The following is a 23,532-nucleotide window of genomic DNA, read 5'->3' as shown; positions in this document are numbered from 1 at the left end:
TTATTCTTAGTTTAAAAATCAGAAAATTCAAGCTTTTCATAAAAAACATTGAATACAATGGATAAAATATTGAACCCTTAGTCCGAAACAGATTTGTTTCGGACTATTCTCGTTACTATAATTGTACGTAGAATGGTAGACTAAAACTTCCACTTAGTCCTGTTCTGTAATTTCTTCTCTTTTTGAAGTAAGTCCTTTAACTTTTTTAAATAATCGATTTCCATACGCAAACATTCATTTTCATCTTTTAATGTCCCTATACCCCCTTTAATAGTTACATTATTTAACTTTGATCTTTTCTTTTCCATAGCTGGACCCCCTTTCTTCTTTTTATATAGGAATTCTACGCCTTTTAAATCATATATTTCCCTTTACCTACGAACTATTCCAATAAATTCTTTAACACAAACAATTAATTTATTTCATGTGTTTTTATTTTATTTCTCAAAATTTGAGATATATCTTTTGAAAAACCCCCTGTATTCCTTCCATATTTATCTCTCCTAAATAAATCGTAATACATATTATACCCAACAAATTTATAAGCTTTAATCTTATTTTTAACAAAGCCTTCTTATTTTAAATAGACATAACACTTCATACTGTCAACTCCCCCTATATTGATAAATATGAAACATCTAATTTATTTGACATTTCAATGACTTATGACAGGAAAATATATACATTAAATTAAACCTAATGTATCTTTGGTTTGTAAGTCGTAGTTAGTTGGCCAACTTTCAATACAATTTAATACTTAAAAATAAGGAGGATTTAAAAATGAATCAAGTATTAAGGAAAAGTAAGAAAAAAATGATGTATCTAGTCGGCTCACTTCTAATTTCTCTATCAATGTTTTCAACTACAAGTTTTGCAGCTACAGAAGGTGCTGTAAAAAGTGTTACAAATAGTAGTTATACTGGAATTACAGCTGATATAAATCTACCAAAATCGGTTGTTGTTAAGGATGGATATGTGAATTGGTACTTAGGTATTGGAGCATCTAAAGTTGAAGGTGGTATTTCAAAAACACCAAGTGGATATAAAGTGTTTCTTAATTCAGGATATAATGAATCAGGTCAAAACAATAAGTATTGGAACACACAATATGATACATCAATTAAAGATGGTGATCGAGTAAACATTAAAATAATTAATAACGGCAATGGTACGGTTACTATGTATGTAAATGGAATCCCTAGATATGCAAATCAGCCTGTATATGGCTCATTTTCTCAATACGAACCAGTAAAAATGGTTCAGGGCGTTGAAGATACTGGACGTAATTCTTTTAGCCAAGCTAGTTTTTCAAACGTACTTCTAAGAACAGATACATCTGGAGCTACCTACAAAAGTTGGAACGGTTCAATTTCTTCCTCATTTTCTAAACACGGTACTTATGGTAACAGTTTCACAGTTTATTCTCAAGTGCCATTAAGCGCAAGTTTACGCTAAAATTGTTCTTGTATACGAATAATTTTGTGAAAAAGGTAGCTGTACTTTTGTACAGCTACCTTTTTCATATGGTGAATTTTTAATAGATATTGTATCAGACATAAGTTACATTCTTCATATTTTAACTTCTTTGAATTCAATAATACTTAATCAGCTTGTCTTATTACTTCACTTAACGTATCGAGATACAGCTTATAGCAACTACAACACGCTTTATTATTAATAATACCACTCTTCTTAATTTAACTTTAATTCCATTGCATTGATTTTTTAATAATAAATATACAACTTAGTAATGATAATAGATATACAATAAGAATAATATACAACTGTTTTGGTTCAATGCTATCGATATAAAGACTCATAATTGGATATGACCAAGGAAACAGTATCCAATAGTTTGTATGAGAGATAAAAAAGCTACCCAACCCGCCTATAACCCCTACTAATAATGAAAGTAACGGGATTTTATAAAATATTATATTTATTAAAAAATGTAAATTCACAATAGTTAAAGAGCTAATCACCATAAAAAGTATAGAAAAAATTAATCTTTGATAAACAGTCCCAAGATTATCAACCGTTAATACTATAGGTATACTAGTTATGACTAAAGCACATATTAAATAACCAAAAGTAATTATTAAGCAAAACAAAAACTTATTACTTAATATAGTTTTTAAAGTGATTCCGTGATAAATAGCAGACATATATCCTTTTCTTCTGAACTCGTTTACAAAAGAAAATGACACTAATAGACCTATTGCAATAGGTAAAAATAATCTACAAAAAAGACTTAGAATCGCTATATGCATGAAAACGCCATCTTTTGATTGAGATGATACAGTTAGAAAGATTTGAAAACTAATTGGTATCAACAGAAATACTAGTAACAGGATATACAATCCATTATGAAGACTTTTTTTATATTCACCTAATATACCCACTTATTTCACCCTTTATTATTCATATGTATAATATTTAAAACTCACAGCTAATAACATAATTCCTAAAATATAGATTGAAGAACTTGCAAGATATATTAAAATAGTTGTTTCTTTCATCATTACATCACTTACTATATTCAATGCATAAAATATTGGAAATGTCTTTGTGAATACTACAGGAAATAATCCATAAGTTACGCTAAAAAAAATCCAAATAACTGACAAGGACGCCGCAAGAATTCCCTTTTTTATAATCAAATGAAAAAGTAATTGAGAATATGGTATTGCTAAAGATAGAATTGTACAAAGCATCAACATTTTCAAAAAATAAAGTATAGATATTTCATATCCATTTATAAAAATATAGATACCCATAACTGAAAAATTTAAAATATTAAAGATTAAATAAAACAGTATAAACAATAAATTTTTAGCTACCAATAATTTAAATTTTGAAATTGGCTTTGTATAGATAATGGCCCAAGTACCATATTTATTTTCAGAAGAAATGATAAAATACCACATACAAGCAGAAAAAATGCTTAATGTTAGTGTATTAAAGTTTACTGTAATTGCTATAAGATTGGTAGATTGAAACATATCGGGATTATTCTTGTTAAAAATAAAATAACTTATACACAAAAAGCTTGATAATAATGAAAAAAACAAAGAAAATAACAATAATTTTCTCCCACCAATTTTCCTCATCTCACTATTCACACTTTTAAAGATAAATTGCATTATGATAGTAACTCCTTTTGTTTAGTTAAAGATAAAAATACTTCCTCTAATGTTAGCTTTTTAGGGCTAACTTCAAAAATATCTATATCATTTTCAATTAATATTCTGGTTAAATTAGGAACACTATTTTGATCTATCATTAGTTTGAATACCCCTTCTTTTTCTATGCTATAAGGTATATCCTCTGTATTTAAAATCCTTTCTGTGGCAGTAGTGTCATTAACATGAACAATATATTCTCTAGAAGTAATAATACTGTTTAAATTCCCTTCATAGAGTAAGTTACCCTTATGTAGTAATGCTATGTGATCTGCTATCATTTCAATTTCAGCTAAATTATGACTAGAAATAAATATTGTCTTCCCCTCATTTTTTACTAAATGAAGTAATAAGCGCCTTATCTCGTGTACTCCCTCTGGGTCTAATCCATTTGTCGGCTCATCAAGAATTAGTATTTTAGGATCATTAAGAATAGCAAAGGAAATACCTAGCCTTTGTTTCATTCCTAAAGAAAAATCTTTCACTTTTTTATCTTTTGCTTTATATATTCCTGTAATTTTTAATACTCTGTCTATTTCATCTAAAGGCTTATTAATCATTTTTTGTACATAGGCTAAATTTTCATATGCTGTCAAATTAGGATAGTAGGTAGGTGAATCAATAAAACAACCCACATTTTCAAATAATTCTTCTTTCCAATCTTTGATATCTTTATTATTAAATAATATCGTTCCTTTATCTAATGGAATTAACCCTAATAGCATTCGCATTGTTGTTGTTTTTCCTGCACCATTTGGTCCAATAAAAGCATATAAACTTCCTTCAGGAACAGATAAGTTTAAATCCCTTACAATGGATTGATTGTCAAAAGACTTTGTTAAATTTTTAGTTTGGATTGCTAATTTCATTTTGTTCCTCACTTTCTTATTCTCAAATAAAAGTAAGTATCTATTAAATTCTTGATCTATTAGATATTCTATTTACCCTTTACCTAATGTTTGCAATTTGGATTTAGAAAATATTTCTCGTTGTTTTAATTTTTTATCAGTAAGTTCATAAACTCTATCTACACGCTCTAAAATATTTTCATCATGAGTGATAATAATCTTAGTGGATGGTATGGCAAATATATTTTCAATAACAGCATTTGCCGTTTCCCTATCTAAATGGTTAGTTGGTTCATCCAAAATAAGAATCGGATATTCTTTCATGAACAATCGTAACATAGCCAACCTTTGTCTTTGGCCACCGGAGAAATTTGTTCCTCCCTCTGAGATTAAAATATCATTTATACTTTGAAATTGAATATAATTACTCAGATTCAATTTATCAATAGACTCCTGGATTTTTGAAGGATCATAATTTATATCAAAGTAAGATAAATTCTCAGATAAACTTCCTCTAAATAAAACTCCATCCTGAGTCATTAGTCCTACATTTTTTCTTAGTTCCTCACTGTTCCAATCTTTAATATCTCTATCGTCTATTAATATATTACCCTTATCGGGAGTATGCAATTTTAATAATAAGTTAGCTAAAGTGGACTTACCACTGCCACTTTCTCCAACAATAGCAATACTTTCGTTATTTTTAATGTTCAAACTTAAGTTTTCTATTATTTTTTTGTCATCAAAACTAAACGAAATATTATTAAATTGAATCGATCCTCTAAGAATGTTTACTTTAGTATCCGATCCATCTTTTTCTAGTTCCTCTTCCAAGATATCTAAAGTTCTTAATAAAAGTGGTTTAACTGAATTCCAATTTAAAATTGATCCTATAATTGTTGAAACCGGAGAAAATATAATACTAGATATAGCAATAAAGAAGAAAATATTACTTAAATCCCCTTCTCCTTTACTAAAATTATAAAATCCTACAGCAAGCATTATGATAATAAATATTGTTGATAGGGAACTATTAAATGATTCTAAAGCATTTTGTTTTAGCGCTCGTTTATGTACCGTATCTAAGTATTTATTATAATCTTTTTGCCATACAGATTTAATTCTAGAAAAAATCCCTGTAGCCTTTACATAATACATCGCTTTTAATGATTCATTAATTTTCCCTCTATGTTCTCCTAGGTAATACGTTTCGACTAAATTAGCATTATATATGAATTTCCCTAAGGAAATATTAATAAATAGGGAACTAGCAATAAAAAACATCAATATTAAAGTATAAAAAGTCTCAGTATATAATAGATACATCAATAATGGAATGATAACTACTATTGATATAATCATTTCAATTAGATCCTCTAAAATATATCCTCGTATTGATTCTAGGCTCATGATTCTTACATTTAAATCCCCTGCATGACGTGTAGTAATTTTTTCTATGGGGGTATTAAACATATGCTCAAAAACTTTTGTTGTACTTTTTCTATCAATTTCTTTCTGAAAGTTTACTTTTATAATAGAAGTTATAGATTTTATCCCTATAACAACGATTAAACTTCCCAAAATAATTAAAAGGTATCTTACATCCACTTCCTTTGAAGCATTCAAAATATCCATAAACTTTTTCAAAATAAAGGGGAAAGCAAGAATTGAGATTTGTGCTAACAATGCTAATAGTGCTAATAAAACAATCTGGCTAGGAGATACAAAATGATCAATATATCTAAGTAATATATGTTTTTCACGCCTTTTAGTATTTGGCTGTATATCTTTTTTGTTTTCTATTACTAGGATATAGTCACAGAACATTTCCTCAAAACTTCTTATATCAATTATCATCGGCCCTGCCTTAGGATCTACAATATAAAATTTATTTGCTTTAACCCTTTCAATAATTACAAAGTGATTAAAGCCCCAAAATGCTATCATCGGCTTTTGTATCCTTTGTAAATCAGTTATATTTTCTATCCTATATGCAGTTGCAGAAAGTCCATACGATTTACTAACTTTTTTAATATCCAACAAACTCCATGCCGATTTTTTATTGATAATTTTACTATTTCTAATTTCCGAAGCTTGTACTGCTGAACCATAATAATGCATAATCATTGCTAGACAACTAGGCCCACAATCAAAAGATGTCATTTGCGGTATAAATTTAATTTTCTTCCTTAACATATTTATCACCTATTCTAGGCATTAAAGTATAAAATGCTATTTAGTTTATTATCCTCTAACCTTTGTAAAAAATACAAAATACTTCCTAGCCCTGTAAATAATGCGATTTTATGAGGATTAAAATCTTCTATATCAAAATTATTCAAAAAGTTATTTGTTACTTTCATAACAATTTGTTTTTCATTGCGCTCTAGCATACCTCTATTTTCTAACTCCAATAAAAAGTCTAGTTTCCCCATTAAACCATGACATAAACAATAATCACTATTTTCATGTAATGTACTTAAGATTTGTTTTTTAAAAAAGATTAAATCTGATTGTATATCTTCATTTTGATACGACTCTAAAATTTTAATTCTCGATATTCCCATTCCACTAAACCCTTTACACCAGCTATCTGTATACTCATATTCACTCATACTCATTTTCTCACTTTTATGTATACCATGTATTACTCTATCGTACTTATTTGTTTTTAATATGTCTTTTAACTTATAAAATGCGAGAAGTTGTCCTGATAATCCATGAACAAACCCCTTTAATGAATCCTCTAAATTTAGAGTATCGTGAGCTTTCCAATATACAAATTCATTATGTGTTTGCATATTATTGACAATGTAGTCACCGAGATTTTCAGCCACTTTAAGCAATATTTTATAATTAGGATTAATTTGATAGAACTTAACTGCCGTTAAAATTAGACCAGCTGACCCCCCTAATATATCAAAATGCTTATCGCTATATTTACCTTTTTCAATATCAGAGTTGACATCCATAAATATTTGCAAGATCAATCTTTCATCAATAGATGTAATATGTGGTGAATTTGTTAAATAGTAAGAAATAATTGCATTAACACCATTTACAAAACCATAATTATTTTTATTTTTGTTTAATATTTCTTGCAGGGCTTTTTGTTCGATTTTATTTATAATTTCAATCTGATTAGGATCAGCATTATTTCTCAGTAATGAACTTATTCCTAATAATCCATCATATATTCCACTATTCAAATGGTTTATCTCAAGCTCCCCTTGCCAATTTGTTTTTAATCCAATAAAATCTACAGAACCGTCTTTTGATATATAACTGCCATCAAGAATTTTCCCTGTAATTGCTTCCTTTATTTTATTTGTAGGTAAATTAGTTCGAAAATTAATTGTTTCCTTTACTGTATTCAGCTTATATAGATTATCATTTTGATTAGAAAGGGATATTTCTATAATTTTTCTTTGTAATAAAAAGTCAGCATATGAAATTTTTTTAAATTTTATTTCTAGATCTATTTCATTACTTGATAAACTTTCGCAAGACTCCCATTCATACTTATTAAAGAAATATGGAACATCATAGGTTAATAATGCCTCTATCTCTTTTTGAATAATATCTTTCCTAGTAGCCAAGTATTTATTTTTTTCAAGAATATTCCGCAAATATTTTATGGTCTTTAATTTATTCTCTAATAAATCCGGAACATTTAGTCTATCTAATAAAAGGGTATAGACTTTAGTATTTCGATATACTTTTCGATAATTCCATTTAGAAACACTATTTTTTAATATACGCATATATTCCTCTTTGTTTTTTAAAACTGAGTTATATGCATTCTCAAAACCTTTAATAATATCATTTATATAATTATCGTACTCATATATATCATCGTTAAAAAATGGTAAATTCTGAACTGTATCTTCTACTATTGTCTCTTCTCTTATTTCAATTGGATTCGATGTAAATTCATTTTTTATTTTAATTGTTTTTACCAAAGTCTTCATTACTCTCCCAATTGCACTGTAATCTCTTATTACCTCCCTACCTCCACTAAACCTTATAGGTAGCATTCTAGAATTTAATACTGAATTAGATAATATAAAACTACTGGTTTCTTCAGTAACACTTGGATTTAATGTACTTCCTAATGTCTCAAAATCAATTATGACTGGTGAGGATTGTTTAGCTATGATATTTTCATTATGTATGTCACTTCCATTAATCAAATACATTACCGAAAGCACTACACCTAAATTATAATAATAATCTTTAATTTGCTCATTAGATTCACATGATTCATGATTAATGTATTCCATATATCCATAATTTCTTTTATTAACTACTTGCGGAATAAAGATATCCGTATTTAAATCTTTATTCAGTTGATTAATTAAACTATGATATAGTATAGAATTTTTCAAATCGACTGGTTTTAAAATTACCTTATTATTAAATTTATCTTCTAAAAGAATTGTTCTCTTTCCATTATTATGGTAGTCACCTAGGTTAATAACTTTTTCTACATGCATAATATTAAAACCCGACATTTTATGAATTTCTTTTTGATCTTTTTCAAGAGCACCTTGTAACCAAATCATATAATTTATTTCATTTTCAATGATTGTAAAAATTTTTTCGTTTAATACGGGTAATATTTTAAAAAAATTCATATAAAATTTTTTAAAATGAAAGAAGTTCTTTGTAAAATACTTATATTCTTCATTGGTATCCATTCCTCTTAAAGCATTTTCTACCCTAAGTTTATTTATGTATACAATTAAGGATGGCCTTAATACTTGGTATAGTCTTTTTTCTAAATCAAGCATTATCCATTCAGAAACCTTCTTAACATTACCAAAAAAATCAATTTTATTTAACATCATATTTTTAAAGAATACTACATATGTTTGTATTATTTTTTGAAAGTTATAGTTTTCGTCATTCTTAATGACATCATTACATGAAAAATCCTCTAAAAAGATAACAAAATTTTTTTCTAGATATTCTTTTGTTACTAAAGAATGTGATCCATTATCTATTGTATTCAAAATTCCATGTGAATTATTTTTCATAATAACCTCTTCTTTTTATAGGTAGGAGAAACAGTTAGAAATTCATTCTCATTAAAGAGAGTAAGGCCTTTCGCCTTACTCTCTTTAACTATTAGTAGCATTTTTTACAAATTCTTTGTCCCATAATCGTGACGCATGCTACAGGCACATTCCAAGGACAATCTTTAGTTAAAGTTTCAACCCAACCAGGTCCTGCTCCACCAACTAATTGTTCAATCTCTTCATCTTCTACGACTTGTAAATATTTTTCAGTTTCCATTTCAATACCTACCTTTTATTTTTTTGAAAATGATGTTATAAATTCAATAATTTACCACAACATTATCTAAAAACAATATACCATTAAATGTTAATAAAAAAAAGATATATTTATAGAAAAATAAAATAATAGGATATTTAACTATATTAATATAATTAAAGGAGACTCACTTACTATATCATTAAAATTTAAAGGCTATTTTTCAAGCTAATATTTTTTAAATTTTATAAATTTATTAATAATCAATGCTATTTAATAATTTAAATAATTCTTCTAATACCTGAATAACGATTAAGAATATTAATTAAACTTGTAAAAAATAGATTTTCAGCAGATATAACTCAAGAATATTTTACCATAAAATAGGATAATCAATTCTTTTTTTAATAGTATAATGCTTCGTCAGAAAATTTTAATCATGCATTGCAAAAAGCATGTTAAAAATAAAAAGATGAAATTGCAAGTATATTCACTTCACAATCCCATCTCTTCTAAAAATTGTATATCATCAACTCTCTTGATCCTCGCAATTCTACCAAATTAATAACAACACATTATGTAGATATAGGTTTATACTATTCTACATTTAAATACATATAATATTACCTATACCTTGTTATTTTCATGTGAAACTAATTCGCTATATATCTCTTTCTCTATATTTTTTAAGAGATTTTCCAACCTATTTTTTGTAGCTAGATTAAAATGTGGATTTAATTCTTTTATTATAAATTCAAGTATCTCAAAACTTATGTAATCTCCTAATTCAAGTGAATATTGATCACCCAAGAAAGTTTTTAATTTTTTAGAGATCTCCACTTTATTTTTTTTGGTAATATTTACCCCATCCGATAACAAACCTCTCTTAGATTAGTCTTAAATACTAATTCAAAAAGTTTTTATAACATAATAAAAATATTTTGAATTAATATAAATCATATAATGAAATTTTTACAAATAAATAAAAAATATACATCATAATCATTAAACAATATATTAAGCATCATAAACATATATTGGCTCGTCATAAAGGCGTAAACATTTTGACCAATTTCCACATAACGTTTCCCATTCACCAGCAGGATATACTTCCGTACGCAATATATGAAGTGGTATACGTAAATTCAATAACCGACCACTAAGCGTCGTACGAGTAACTCCCGCTGGCATTAAAAACTTTGCTTCAATTACCTTTTTCAGTTCCATCAACGAGTATTCTGGATAACTCATCAATATTTCATTTGAATGAGGCCAGACCTCAGTATCATTTGAATGACGGCGTACCGTATACTCATGTTGATATAAGCTGACAATACGATGCCATATCTCTAAATGATTAAATAAATCGCTATTTAAATCCCTTGCATATAAAAAATGTACTTGTTTATTTGCTTCTGTAATTTTTGCAAGCAAACGTTTATTAGCAATAATCTTACCTGACCAAATTATTGTAGGTTCTTTCTTTAAATTATTTACCCATTCCCCCATTGGTAATAAATGATTCCAAGCACGAATTTTTATTTTTTCATCAGGTACTACCTGTACAGCAACGCGTTTACAACCTAATGCCATCATAGCCTTCATACGATGGGCACCATCAAGTAACAGATAATTACCATCACTAAGCTCAGATACTAAGGGAGGGTTCCGTAAAACACCTTCGCTTTCCATTACACGACAAATTTGTTCCAATCGTTTGTGTTCATATGATTCATGAAAGCGAATTTGCTTGGGATGTAAGAGATCTAAGGCCGAAATAATTTCACTCATAAAAACAGCTCCTCAAATAATTACATAAATTCTAAGCTTATCAAATAACTAATTTACTATAATGATTAGTCGTGTTTACCAATATTTAGCGGATATTAGACAATTATTTCAAACTGCGTTTTAATAATTTTACTAGTCTTCTAATAAAACACCAATTTCATTTTCCCTAGCCCTTTGATAGTAATAAGCAGCAATGGCTACATCAAATATGGCCATACCCATTGGATTAAATAATATTGATTTGTCATAAGGGAAGTTTTGCAGTGCTCCTCGGATTACAACGTCAGCAATTGATACTGTATCTTCTTTTTGTAAACCTCTTTCAAGGTGCATCCTTTCAACATCAGTTTTTTCACGACAGACTTCTTCCCAATTATCAACAACTAGGGATTTTGTATATTCTAAGATATCAGGCTTAAAGTCACGAAGAGAAACATTGAGTAGTAGCGCCCCATCTTTAGGTTTCTTATCAATATAACCTTCTGCAGAAACAGTACAAGTAATAAAAATATCAGCATCATTATAGGCTTCTTCATATGCATTAACCTTTTGAGTTTTAGAATAAATTTCCTCAGGAATTAATTCGTCTTTAATTCCATTAATATCATATAGGTAAACACTTTCGATTTTATCGCCTAATAGGGCAGTTACCATCTTTAAATGCATCTGACCAATAGGTCCAAATCCAATAATTCCAACTTTAACATTATTTAAATCTCTTAACTTGGCAAACTCTCGAATCATTAACCCTGTAACAGAAGCTGTTCGTATTACACTGACCATCGCTGTATTAAGTGTCGCAAATGGTTTTCCAGTCATAGCATCATTTAATATAGTAACTGAATGAGCACGTTGAATACCTTTCTCAATATTCTTCGGAAAACTAGCTATCCATTTGATTCCTGAAACCTTAAATTCTCCTCCAATATAAGCTGGCATAGCAATAATTCTATTAGCCGGATCATCGAAACGTAAGTATGGCTTAATTGGCTGAGAAAAATCTTCTGCATCAAGACTTTTTACTGCCTTTGAAATGACATTTATTGTTTCTTCCCAATTAACACCCATTTCATTGATATGTTTAGTATTTAAATACATCATAATTGCTTCCTCATTTCTATATCATTTTTATAAAGAAACTAATTGGTCTTCTACTGATTTTTGTGTATTAAGCCATTCTACCCATTCTACGTTGTAAATAGTTGATGTGTAAGCTTGTCCATTATCAGGACACAAGAAAACAACATTAGGTGTATTTTGAACATCCCTATTTTCAAAATACTTTTGAATTGCATAATATGAAGTCCCTGATGATCCACCAGCAAATATTGCATGTTTATTAAATAGCTCATAACAACCTGCAACAGTATGGACCTCCGGTACAATCATTACATCATCAATCAATGCTTTTTTAACCATACCAGGTATCATACTGGCACCAATTCCTGGTATGTACCGTTTACGTGGCTTATCACCAAAAATAATGGACCCTTGACTATCTACCGCAATAATTTTAATATTAGGAAATTTTTCTTTTAATCGTGTAGATACCCCAGCGATAGTTCCTCCAGTACTCACTCCAATGAAGGCATAATCTAACTGTTTAAAATCATTAGATATTTCTTCACCAATTCCTTGATAATGGGCTTCAAAGTTATCAGCATTATTATATTGATTTGTCCAGTATGCATTAGGAATAGTATTTAAAAGTTCTTCCACCTTATTTAAACGCGTTAATAAATAGCCACCTGTTTCATCTCGTTCATCCACTTTAGCTACTTGATAGGAAGTTGCTCTCAAAAAATTCTCATAACTATCATTAATATTTGGATCAATAACTGGTATGAATTTCAGGCCGATATACCTACAAAGAGTAGCAAGAGCAACCGCAAAGTTACCAGATGAAGATTCGATAATCGTAGAATTTTCAGTCACTTCACCGCGACTTATTGCTGATTTTAAAATATGGTAAGCAGCACGTACTTTAACACTATTCATTAAATTGTAATATTCTAGTTTCGCATACAGATTAATCTTTTCATGCTCTAATTTAATCATAGGTGTGTTGCCGATTACCCTTTCTAAACTCTCTAATTTCTTGAGCATAATTTGCTTCCTTTCTTGGTTAAAATCTAAAAAAATAATTAAAGATAAATAGTTGTAAATGTTCTTTCGAATGTATTTCAAATAGAACTTATACCTGAAAGACAATAAATGCTAGATTCTTTAGTATCGATAAGCTAAGCACCATTCAAGTACTGCCATAGCACTATTTAGCTTGTTTTCGGCCTGGGTAAATACAATACTTTTCGGTCCATCAATAACTGTTGCTGCTACTTCTTCCCCCCGGTGTGCTGGGAGGTCATGCATGAAAGTAGCTTCCGGATATAAAGTCAAAATTCTCTCTGTCACTGCAAATGGATTAAATGCATCTTTCCATAAAGGATCTATTTTGCTTGTCCCTGTTGTTTGCCACCTTGTTGTATATACAACATCCACTTCACTAGGTAACATTTTTATATCATGAAATTCTACAACTTTAGCACCAGAAAATCGTGCATATTCTTTTGATTTTTCAAGCACACTCGGAGACACTCCATAACCAGCAGGTGTAAAAAGATATAACTCCGTACCTGGAAAACGAGATAAAGAAAGAGCTAGAGCTGCCGCACTGTTATTACCTTCTCCCATATATAAAACCCGTAATCCAGCTATTTCACCAAATTTTTGTTTCATTGTTGTTAGGTCTGTTAGCGCTTGTGTTGGATGTTCTTCCGCACTCATTGCATTAATGACTGACATACGACTTTGAGATGCCAGTTTTTCCATTTCTTTTTGACTATCTGCAGTTCTTGCTACTAGTCCATCCAGCATTCGCGAAAGTACTTGAGTAGTGTCTTCTATAGACTCCCCTGTATTTTCTTGCAAATCATTTGGACCATACGATACAATTTGTGCACCCATCTTTAATGCTGCAACAGAAAATGCCGATCGAGTTCTAGTCGATGTTTTACGGAAGTAAATCCCAATTATATTTCCCGCTAATATGTGATTAGGTTGCGATTTACCTGTGGCAAACTCTACCCCACGAGTTACAATTTGGTTAATATCACTATCAGTAAGATCCTCAAGAGTAATTAAATGTTTTCGAATAGCCATTATTATATTACCTCCCTTTTGAATAAGTGCCTGTAACAAAAATGTATTTACACATATATGTAAATCAAAACTATTAAACAGCTAAGGTAAAACATAATAGATTGCAAATATAATTTATGTGGATCCATTACCACACTTTTCTACATTTGTTTTTAAACTAATGTATAGCAGTTGATATATAGCCTATATGAACTCGAATACTATTTTTACTCATAAATACTTACATATAATTCTATTGTTAGTCTATATTCCTATTTTTTATGATATAGCTCTGCTGAATATATTACACACTACAACGCTAAAAATATACTCAAAATACTGAATTTTCAGCTTTCTCAATTCTTTTATCAATTTTCTGTCAATTCATACTCAAATTATCTTTTTTACTAATAATATACATACAATGTTGGCTGTTTCTTTTATAGCCCACTTCTAAAAAATCCACCCATTCAAAAATATCGTTTTCCGGATTGTCAGTTTAGATACAAATTACTGCTGCAGTCATTAAAGAGCCCTCTTTAAAAGAGATATACTCCTTCTACTGGCTCGCTATTTTTAGTTATGATAACCTCTTAATTGTTACAGCTATAACGCTAACAATTGTTATTGCAACCATTGATCTAAGTAAACAAACAATGAATGACATACTAATATATACACAAAGTAATCTATTAAGCGTAAAATGATTGCATCTCCAGCAAGTTTAATTACTTATTCAGATTTTTGCTTTTATAATTTTCAAAATTAAATTTCCAAAAATTTTCTTTCCTTAAGGAAATATCGATCATTTTAAACTATGTAAGAATGCTTATCTTCTATAAAGTAATTACACAAATCAACAAAGTCAATTTCAATTATTGATTCTGGAAAACTATCTAAAGAAGCACAACAAGAAAGCTTATAATCTTTACCAATAGTAAACTTTTTATAATAAACCTCATTAGATAGCATGTCACCATAAAATATTGTATTTTTTTTAATAACAAAAGAGTTTAAAGGTATAGTTAGTCCTTTCCCTATCCATTTAACAAAGCTTTCTTTTATAGTCCATAATTCATAAAACACATCTAATTGTTGTTCTACATTTAATGAATTTAAATAATTAAATTCTTCCTCAGTAAAAATATTTTTAATCATTGTAGTATCTATGGGCCGGACTTTTTCTACATCTATTCCTACTTCTTCCTCATGAATAGCTCCAACAACCCAACTTTCGGAATGTGATATATTAAAATGAAAATTATTTAACTCATCAACATAAGGCTTTCCATATTCATTGTATTTATATTTAATATCTTTATTTTCTTTTGAGAAATTTGTAGTAATTAAATATCTTATTATAATATCTCCAATTAAGGCGCTATATTGGTCGGTCTTTCTTTTATATTTCTGTATTTTCATCTGCTTTTCTTTTGAGACCAAACGCATAAGTTTCTGCATAATATTATGTTCTATATTTCCTGGCACACGTACCTTATATATATTCATTATTTCCTTCCCACCTAACATCTTATATAAATTTAAAAACTCTCAATGAACAATTCCTATTTATTTTTGATAGTAAAAAACATTTTCAGAGGATAATATTCTATTTCACATTCATATTTTCCACTTATTTTCCAATCTCTTTATATTTATTATTGAATGGGCTCAAAGAAAAAAGTCTCATAATATGTTATACACGAATTTATGAGACTTTTAGAAAACTAATAGTGTACAATTTTAAATAATATTTCACTTATTTACATGTGCTAATAAGAGCATTTGTTTAAAATTCATTTTTATACTCTTTACCAATTCATGAATATGCGGTTTCTCTAACATACTCAGATGGGAACCTGGCACTTGCAAAGCGTATACTTCCCCTGATGTATATTCATTCCATCTGTTATAATCTACTAGTGGGTGAATGTCATTAATAGATGCATTAAATAGAAAGATATCTGCTTTTATTTTTTGTTTACAATTATATTTTAGGTATGCATATCTATTAGCTATCATTACTTTTAACTTATTCATCATTGGATCTTCAAAATTTTGCTGACAACTATTTTCATTCAATGTAAATTTTTTCAGTAAAGATTCTATTAATTGTTCTTCACTCATTTGCTCAAAACTATTTTTCTCAATCCCTAACTGATCATTGAATTTTTCCAATTCTTCAAATGCATTCCTAATATTTAAACTAAGAATCTCCTTACCTTGTTCAATAGGATGAACATCAAGTAAACCTAGAAAACTAACTTTATCACCTAGTTCTTCTAATTTTCTAGCCATTTCAAATGCAACTATCCCTCCAAAAGACCATCCTAATAAGGTATATGGCCCTTCCTTTTTTACTTGTTTAATCTCTTCTATATATCTTACCGCCATTTCCTCTACAGATAAGTTTGGAAATCTATAATCATCATATCCTATAGATTGTAACCCATATACAGTCTTATTCTCTCCTAATTCTCTAGCCAAATCATAATAGTTTAATATACCCCCGCCTTGCCCATGAACAATGAACCATTGACTATCCTTGTTTGTTCCATTTTGAATTGGAATTAAACACTCACTGTCTATTCCTTTATTCCTACTTATTACATCACTTAATTGTTCAATAGTAGCCTTTTGAAATAATAAACTTAATGGCAGTTGCACATTAAACATTCTCTTGATATTTTCGAATAACTTTAATCCCTTAAGAGAATGACCACCTAATTCAAAGAAATTATCATTTATACCAATATTATTTACGCCTAATATACTACTCCAAATATCAATTAAACTACTATCTATTTCATTTCTTGGTGGTACATAATTACTATTGCTCATTGTATTTAGCTTTGGTAACTTGCTTCTATCTATTTTCCCATTTTGTGTTAATGGTATATTGTGAATTGGTATGAGTTGTTGAGGTATCATATAATGTGGTAACTTTGTTGCCAAATATGCTCTTACCTCTGGAATAGGAATATCTTTTTCTGTAACTACGTATGCACATAAATACTTTTCCCCAGCTTCATCTTCTTGATCTATTACTACGGCCGTTTTGATTGTCTCATATTTTAACAAACTCGCTTCTATCTCACCTAGTTCTATTCGATATCCCCTTATTTTTACTTGATGATCGACTCGGCCCAAGTATTCAATGTTACCATCAGGTAGCCACCTTGCTATATCCCCTGTTTTATATAGTTTCTCACCTCGTTCAAATGGATGATCAATAAATTTATCTGCTGTTAATTCTTTTCGATTGATGTATCCTCTAGCTAACCCTATGCCAGAGATACATATTTCACCTGGAACACCTATAGGTTGTATCCTATGAAATGAATCCAATATATAAATTTTAGTATTTAACAATGGCGAACCTATCGGTACGTTTTGTGTTTTAATTTCTTTATTACTCTCATATCGATAAGATGTACAACAAACTGTAGCCTCTGTAGGTCCGTATCCATTTAATATTTGGAGGTTCCCCCTAAATAGATGATCGTATTTTGCGAGTAATTCTGTTTTAATGGGTTCTACTCCCACAAGTAGCTTATTTAACACTATCTTCTGGTTATCTCTAACAAAATAATCATATATTTCATTTAATAAAGTAGGTGGAATATATGATAATGTAACCTGTTCCTCAAGAATGACTTGTACAAGTTTTGATACATCAAACTTCTCACCTTGATAAATAGTCATTCTTGCGCCATATATCAATGGGACAAATATCTCAAAAATAGTAACATCAAAAGAAATACTACTTGAGAATAGAACGTTATCAGTTATCCCTATATCTTGAGAGAAATCTTCATACATTGCACACAAAAAGTTAGTCAAGGATCGATGTTCAATCATTACTCCTTTAGGTTGTCCTGTAGAACCTGATGTATAAATAACATACGCTAAGTTGTGAGGTTCTATCATCATGTGCATGTCTTCTCCTGGTTCTTCTTCAAAAGACATATCCATTAGATCTATTACATTACCTTGGAATTCTATCCCCTTTATAATAGAGTTTTGATGTACTAATACATGTGAACACCCGCTGTCTGTCAGCATATATTCCACTCTTTGTTTTGGTAAGTCGGTATCAATTGGTAAATACGCCCCACCTGCTTTTAAGACACCTAATATACCTATAACCATCTCGATGGAGCGTTCCATCATCACACCAACAATGGATTCTCTTTTAACTCCTTGGTCTAATAACCTTCTCGCCAACTGATTAGCTTTTATATTTAATTCATTATATGTAATTCCTTTTTCATTACATACAACGGCTATTTGATTAGGGTTCCGTTTTACTTGTTCTTCAAACATTTTATGCACTAATAAATGATTAGAATTTGAATTCTCTTTTTTGTTAAATTCATTCATAATACAATGGTCTTCTTCTATAGATAACATATTAATATTACGCAATCGTACTCTAGGGTTATTAGTTACTTCCTCAACTATATTTGTAAAATGTACCATTAACCTTTCTATTGTCTCCGCTTTAAATAACTTAGTACTATATTCTACTTTTAAATGAATGTTATTATCTATTTCCGTTGCTACTAATGACAAATCAAATTTTGAAACTGACTGCTTAAACGGATACGGTGTAAATTCTAATTCACCAATAGATATTGGATTCATATCCATGTTTTGAAAAACAAACATGGTATCAAATAATGGATTTCTACTTGTATCCCTATGCAAGTCTAAACCTTCTAATAGTTCTTCAAAAGGATAGTCTTGATTTTCATAAGCTTCTAATGTATTGAGTTTTAATCTACTCAAAAACTCAATAAACTCATCGTCATTTTCTAGATAATTTCTCATTACTAAAGTATTAATAAACATACCAATCATATGATTAGTATCAGAATGAGACCTTCCAGCAATAGGCGAACCTACAATAATGTCTTCTTGACCTGTGTATCTAGATAAAAGTATGTTATAAATGGCCAATAAAATCATATATGGCGTGGTACCAGTTTCAGTTGCTAGCTTATTTACTTTAAAAGTTAAATCTGTTCCCAAATTAAAAGAACAAACATTACCTTTAAAGCTTTGTATAGTCGGTCTTTGAAAATCGGTTGGAAAATTTAAAACCGGGAGTTCTCCTTTTAAAGTTGTTAACCAATAATTCTTTTGTTCACTAATTAGATTCTTATAGTAAGGTCCATTTTGCCAAATCACATAGTCTTTGTACTGCACTCTCAATTTTGGAAGCTCATTTCCTTTATACAATTCTACAAACTCTTTTATTAATATCCCCATTGATAAACCATCAGATATTATATGATGCATATCTACTACAAGAATATGTCTTTCTTCTGCTATCCTTAAAAGCAACACCCTTAATAATGGAGGTTTTGATAAATCAAATGGACTTATAAACTCATGTATTAAATAATCCGCATCTTTTTCATTTACATGAACGTATTCAATATTGAAATCTACATTAGGCTCAATTTTCTGCACTAATTCCCCATCTAAAATTTGAAAAGAAGTTCTTAATATTTCATGTCTCTCAATTAAAGATTGAAATATATTTTCAAACTTATCTTTACAAATATCCCCTTCTACTTTAAGTATTGTGGGCATATTATAAGTTGTATTTGTACCATCTTCGAATTGATCTACTATAAACATTCTCTTTTGTGACGTAGAAGCTAAATAATACTCTTGTTGTTTTACAGGTTCTATGGAAATATAATTACTTTTTTCCATTTCTAATATACATTTTGAAAAATCAACCAAAATAGGAAACTTAAATAGGGATTTAATAGATAATTGCACATTAAATTCTTTATTAACGATAGAAATTAGCCTAGCAGCCTTTAATGAATGACCACCTATCTCAAAAAAATTATCCCGTATTCCTACCCTTTGTATTCCTAATACATCTTTCCAAATCTCAACTAATTTTCTTTCTGTAGAATTTGTCGGCTCTAGATGACTAGATTTCAAATTATTAATAGGTTGAGGTAATTTTTTTCTATCTATTTTTCCGTTTTGTGTTAACGGTATGTTTTGAATGGATATGATTTGTTGAGGTATCATATAATATGGTAACTTGGTTGCTAAATATGCTCTTACCTCTGGAATAGGAATATCTTTTTCTGTAACTACGTATGCACATAAATACTTTTCTCCACTTTCATCTTCTCGCTGTATTACTACGGCGGTTTTGATTGTCTCATATTTTAACAAACTTGCTTCTATCTCACCTAGTTCTATTCGATATCCCCTTATTTTCACTTGATGATCAACTCGTCCCAAGTATTCTATGTTACCATCAGGTAGCCATCTCGCTATATCTCCTGTTTTATATAATTTCTCACCATGTTCAAATGGATGATCAATAAATTTATCTGCTGTTAATTCTTTTCGATTGATGTATCCCCTAGCTAACCCTATGCCAGAAATACATATTTCTCCTGGAACACCTATAGGTTGTAGCCTGTGAAATGAATCCAATATATAAATTTTAGTATTTAACAATGGCGAACCTATTGGTACGTTTTGTATTGTAATTTCTTTATCCCTCTCATATTGATAAGATGTACAACAGACTGTAGCCTCTGTAGGTCCGTATAAATTTAATATTTGGAGGTTCCCCCTAAATAGATGATCGTATTTTGCAAGTAATTCTGTTTTAATTGGTTCTACTCCCACGAAAAGTTTATTTAACGATATCTTCTGATTCGCCCTTACAAAATAATCATATATTTCATTTAATAAGGTAGGTGGAATATATGCTAACGTGACCTGTTCCTCAAGAATGACTTGTACAAGTTTTGGTACATCAAACTTCTCACCTTGATAAATAGTCATTCTTGCTCCATATACCAATGGGACAAATATTTCAAATATAGTAACATCAAAAGAAATACTACTTGAGAATAGTACATTATCAGTTATCCCTATATCTTGAGAGAAGTCCTCATACATTGCACACAAAAAATTAGTTAAGGAACGATGTTCAATCATTACCCCTTTGGGCTGGCCTGTAGAACCTGATGTATAAATAACATATGCCAAATTTTGAGGTTCCATCGTTATCTGCAAATCTTCTACTTGTTCTTCTTCAAAAGGAATATCCATTAGATTTATTACACTACCTTGAAATGCTACTCCCTTTATAATAGAGTTTTGATATGTTAGTACATGTGAACACCCGCTGTCTGTCAGCATATATTCCACTCTTTGTTTTGGTAACTCGGTATCAATCGGTAAATACGCCCCACCCGCTTTTAAGATACCTAATATGCCTACAATCATCTCAATAGAGCGTTCCATCATCACACCAACAATGGATTCTCTTTTAACTCCCTGGTCTAATAACCTTCTCGCCAACTGATTAGCTTTTATATTTAATTGTTTATATGTAATTTCTTTTCCATTACATACAATCGCTATTTGATTAGGATTCTGTTTTACCTGCTCTTCAAATAATTGAGGAGCTGTTACAGTCTCACAAAGTAATGTTTTATGAACTCTAGTCGTATGATTGAAATCAAATAATATTTGATTCTTTTCTGTTTTAGGCATTACATCTAGATCCATTGCAGATTTATTTGGATCTTTCATTAATATATCTAAAATATTATATAAATGATTAACTATTCTACTAACTAATCCTTCACTATATAAAGTAGAGTTGTAATCCACTTGAACCTTTAACTGTTCTTCATTTTTCATAAACCTAATAACCATATCAGAGTTTATTTTATCTGTACTCTCATAACAATGAATATCATCTAACATTACTATTGTATTTAATAAGGGAAGATTATTACTCTCTCCATCTAGACTTAATAATTGAGTAAGTTTATTAAAAGGAAAATGACAATGTTCATTTGACTCTAAAATTGTTTCTTTAATTTTATATATTATTTCTTTAAAATTATCTTCTTGATTTATTTGAGTACGTAATAATAAAAAGTTGTTTTGAAAAACCGTCTCTTCTTGACCTTGTTTAAAAACTGGCATTCCAATTACTACATCATCCTTATCGGTATATCTACTTAAGAGATATTTCACACCTGATAATAAAATAGTGTACAGTAACATATCAGAATTATTGCTAATTGCTACAGCTCTCTTCGCAATATCCGATGGGAATTGACAATAATAACTTTCTTTAGAAGCCTGAATATTATTTAAAGACAGACAATCACAAGGAAATCTACTTAACTCAACATCACCTGATAACTTGTCTAACCAATATTCTTTTTCTTTTTTAAATTTTTCACTAGATAATAAAACCTGCTGGGTAAATTTATCAAGCATTTTTTCTTCCCACCATTCTCTATGATATTGATACTAAATACTACATATTTAGTGGTTATGTTCCCCATAGACCTATCCGTTTTATCATGAGGGGGCACAATCATACTCGTCATTGGGAGTTCTCTTCCTCAGTAATAAAACTTCCCAATGACGACCAATTAGATTGCTACTTTAACGATAGAAGTTCCACATAAAGCATAGAAATGCACTTTTCTCTTACTCAGATACATCTCTTAATTTTTTTACTTCACAGATTTTACCCTATCTAGTATTTTCATAATTAACTCGCCCACGATGTCAGCTTGATGTAGTAAAAACATATGACCACCATTAACTGTTAGAAAATGAACCTCATTGCCCCATTCTACCCACTTCTTAGCCCCTTTTACTGTATAATTAGAGTCTGTTGTTCCACTAATAATATATAGAGGCGCTTTCAACAATGTTGTGTCATCATTTATATAATTCTCAATGGCACGAAAGTCTGATCGAATAACTGGAAGGATATAGTTTAAAAGCTCCTGATGTTGTAATACTTCATCCGGTAATCCTCCCAAAGACTTTATATAATCTATAAAGTCTTTATCATCTAAATGATTTGTTTTTCTTCTTATTTCCGGTGGATTCATAGCAGAGATAATAACATTTTTAGGATTTATACCCTTACTTTCTAAAATTTGAGCCATACGGTGAACTATAATTCCTCCCATGCTATGGCCAAATAATGTAACCTCTCCCTCTAAAATTGGTTGCATCTCCATTAAATATAAATTAACAAGATCATCTATGTTATCAACTAGTGGAGAAAGATTAGGACCATGGCCTGGAGGATCAAATGAAATAAGTTTTATATCTTTCGGTAAATAATTCTTTAAAGGTAAAAAAGAATTCGAATAGCCCCCAGCATAAGGAACACAAACCAAATATTTGTTACTATTCAATCCTGGCGATAAATCTTTCATTAATTTTCTCAAGTGACTTCTCCTTTATTAAATAAAATTTTC

16 protein-coding genes are annotated in these 23,532 nt (G+C 29.6%); 1 reads left to right on the top strand and 15 read right to left on the bottom strand.

Annotated features, from left to right (window positions below):
* Nucleotides 1-140 precede the first annotated feature (140 nt).
* Nucleotides 141-308 carry a hypothetical protein gene (locus tag NZ044_RS28345; protein WP_170264828.1) on the bottom strand — a complete coding sequence of 56 codons (168 nt, stop codon included), beginning with the start codon at nucleotides 306-308 and terminating at the stop codon, nucleotides 141-143.
* A gap of 472 nt (nucleotides 309-780) precedes the next feature.
* Here NZ044_RS28345 and NZ044_RS28340 point away from each other — a divergent pair, with 472 nt between their 5' ends.
* Nucleotides 781-1,455 (top strand): hypothetical protein, encoded by a 675-nt coding sequence (locus NZ044_RS28340; RefSeq protein WP_021728632.1) that lies wholly within the window; start codon nucleotides 781-783, stop codon nucleotides 1,453-1,455.
* Between the two features lie 248 nt (nucleotides 1,456-1,703).
* Here NZ044_RS28340 and NZ044_RS28335 read toward each other — a convergent pair whose 3' ends face one another.
* From NZ044_RS28335 to NZ044_RS28270, 14 genes are all read right to left on the bottom strand, one after another.
* The gene (locus NZ044_RS28335; protein ID WP_021728631.1) at nucleotides 1,704-2,402 is read right to left on the bottom strand and encodes a hypothetical protein; all 699 of its coding nucleotides are present in this window, start codon (nucleotides 2,400-2,402) and stop codon (nucleotides 1,704-1,706) included.
* A gap of 15 nt (nucleotides 2,403-2,417) precedes the next feature.
* Nucleotides 2,418-3,143, bottom strand: coding sequence for an ABC transporter permease (locus tag NZ044_RS28330; RefSeq protein WP_021728630.1), 726 nt, complete (start codon nucleotides 3,141-3,143; stop codon nucleotides 2,418-2,420).
* Nucleotides 3,143-4,051, bottom strand: a complete 909-nt coding sequence (locus NZ044_RS28325) for an ABC transporter ATP-binding protein (protein ID WP_098607837.1) — start codon at nucleotides 4,049-4,051, stop codon at nucleotides 3,143-3,145. Before NZ044_RS28325 ends, NZ044_RS28330 begins: the two co-directional genes overlap by 1 nt.
* Nucleotides 4,052-4,123: 72 nt before the next feature.
* Nucleotides 4,124-6,226: a peptidase domain-containing ABC transporter gene (locus tag NZ044_RS28320; protein WP_016090586.1), complete on the bottom strand. Its 2,103-nt coding sequence runs from the start codon at nucleotides 6,224-6,226 to the stop codon at nucleotides 4,124-4,126.
* Between the two features lie 14 nt (nucleotides 6,227-6,240).
* Complete coding sequence (gene lanM, locus NZ044_RS28315; protein WP_170264829.1) at nucleotides 6,241-9,069, bottom strand: type 2 lanthipeptide synthetase LanM; 2,829 nt, start codon at nucleotides 9,067-9,069, stop codon at nucleotides 6,241-6,243.
* 91 nt (nucleotides 9,070-9,160) lie between these two features.
* The gene (locus NZ044_RS28310) at nucleotides 9,161-9,328 is read right to left on the bottom strand and encodes a type A2 lanthipeptide (protein WP_016090584.1); all 168 of its coding nucleotides are present in this window, start codon (nucleotides 9,326-9,328) and stop codon (nucleotides 9,161-9,163) included.
* 606 nt (nucleotides 9,329-9,934) lie between these two features.
* Nucleotides 9,935-10,186: a DUF2164 family protein gene (locus tag NZ044_RS28305; RefSeq protein ID WP_136804475.1), complete on the bottom strand. Its 252-nt coding sequence runs from the start codon at nucleotides 10,184-10,186 to the stop codon at nucleotides 9,935-9,937.
* 138 nt (nucleotides 10,187-10,324) lie between these two features.
* Nucleotides 10,325-11,020 (bottom strand): ParB N-terminal domain-containing protein, encoded by a 696-nt coding sequence (locus tag NZ044_RS28300; protein WP_229145108.1) that lies wholly within the window; start codon nucleotides 11,018-11,020, stop codon nucleotides 10,325-10,327.
* Between the two features lie 210 nt (nucleotides 11,021-11,230).
* Complete coding sequence (gene sbnB / locus NZ044_RS28295; protein ID WP_136804476.1) at nucleotides 11,231-12,199, bottom strand: 2,3-diaminopropionate biosynthesis protein SbnB; 969 nt, start codon at nucleotides 12,197-12,199, stop codon at nucleotides 11,231-11,233.
* Nucleotides 12,200-12,226: 27 nt separating this feature from the next.
* Nucleotides 12,227-13,204 carry a 2,3-diaminopropionate biosynthesis protein SbnA gene (gene sbnA, locus NZ044_RS28290; RefSeq protein WP_136804477.1) on the bottom strand — a complete coding sequence of 326 codons (978 nt, stop codon included), beginning with the start codon at nucleotides 13,202-13,204 and terminating at the stop codon, nucleotides 12,227-12,229.
* A gap of 120 nt (nucleotides 13,205-13,324) precedes the next feature.
* On the bottom strand, nucleotides 13,325-14,257 hold the full coding sequence (locus tag NZ044_RS28285; RefSeq protein WP_340950134.1) for an ornithine carbamoyltransferase: 933 nt from the start codon (nucleotides 14,255-14,257) through the stop codon (nucleotides 13,325-13,327).
* A 789-nt stretch (nucleotides 14,258-15,046) separates the two neighbouring features.
* A complete protein-coding gene (locus NZ044_RS28280) occupies nucleotides 15,047-15,745 on the bottom strand; it encodes a 4'-phosphopantetheinyl transferase family protein (protein ID WP_097890282.1) in 699 nt (232 codons plus the stop codon).
* Between the two features lie 246 nt (nucleotides 15,746-15,991).
* On the bottom strand, nucleotides 15,992-22,528 hold the full coding sequence (locus NZ044_RS28275) for an amino acid adenylation domain-containing protein (protein ID WP_340950133.1): 6,537 nt from the start codon (nucleotides 22,526-22,528) through the stop codon (nucleotides 15,992-15,994).
* Between the two features lie 242 nt (nucleotides 22,529-22,770).
* Nucleotides 22,771-23,502 carry a thioesterase II family protein gene (locus NZ044_RS28270; RefSeq protein ID WP_001228849.1) on the bottom strand — a complete coding sequence of 244 codons (732 nt, stop codon included), beginning with the start codon at nucleotides 23,500-23,502 and terminating at the stop codon, nucleotides 22,771-22,773.
* Nucleotides 23,503-23,532: the final 30 nt, after the last annotated feature.

The organism is Bacillus sp. FSL K6-1338, from assembly GCF_038006965.1.
In the GTDB taxonomy this organism is placed as follows: domain Bacteria; phylum Bacillota; class Bacilli; order Bacillales; family Bacillaceae_G; genus Bacillus_A; species Bacillus_A thuringiensis_S.
The sequence above is the reverse complement of the archived record's forward strand: the minus strand, read 5'-3'. Positions and strand labels throughout refer to the sequence as shown.

Excerpts from the sequence above, each read along its gene's own strand:
- NZ044_RS28345 (WP_170264828.1), bottom strand. The coding sequence starts at position 308 with ATGGAAAAGAAAAGATCAAAGTTAAATAATGTAACTATTAAAGGGGGT.
- NZ044_RS28340 (WP_021728632.1), top strand. The coding sequence starts at position 781 with ATGAATCAAGTATTAAGGAAAAGTAAGAAAAAAATGATGTATCTAGTC.
- NZ044_RS28330 (WP_021728630.1), bottom strand. The coding sequence starts at position 3,143 with ATGCAATTTATCTTTAAAAGTGTGAATAGTGAGATGAGGAAAATTGGT.
- NZ044_RS28325 (WP_098607837.1), bottom strand. The coding sequence starts at position 4,051 with ATGAAATTAGCAATCCAAACTAAAAATTTAACAAAGTCTTTTGACAAT.
- NZ044_RS28320 (WP_016090586.1), bottom strand. The coding sequence starts at position 6,226 with ATGTTAAGGAAGAAAATTAAATTTATACCGCAAATGACATCTTTTGAT.
- lanM (WP_170264829.1), bottom strand. The coding sequence starts at position 9,069 with ATGAAAAATAATTCACATGGAATTTTGAATACAATAGATAATGGATCA.
- NZ044_RS28310 (WP_016090584.1), bottom strand. The coding sequence starts at position 9,328 with ATGGAAACTGAAAAATATTTACAAGTCGTAGAAGATGAAGAGATTGAA.
- sbnB (WP_136804476.1), bottom strand. The coding sequence starts at position 12,199 with ATGATGTATTTAAATACTAAACATATCAATGAAATGGGTGTTAATTGG.
- sbnA (WP_136804477.1), bottom strand. The coding sequence starts at position 13,204 with ATGCTCAAGAAATTAGAGAGTTTAGAAAGGGTAATCGGCAACACACCT.
- NZ044_RS28285 (WP_340950134.1), bottom strand. The coding sequence starts at position 14,257 with ATGGCTATTCGAAAACATTTAATTACTCTTGAGGATCTTACTGATAGT.
- NZ044_RS28280 (WP_097890282.1), bottom strand. The coding sequence starts at position 15,745 with ATGAATATATATAAGGTACGTGTGCCAGGAAATATAGAACATAATATT.
- NZ044_RS28275 (WP_340950133.1), bottom strand. The coding sequence starts at position 22,528 with ATGCTTGATAAATTTACCCAGCAGGTTTTATTATCTAGTGAAAAATTT.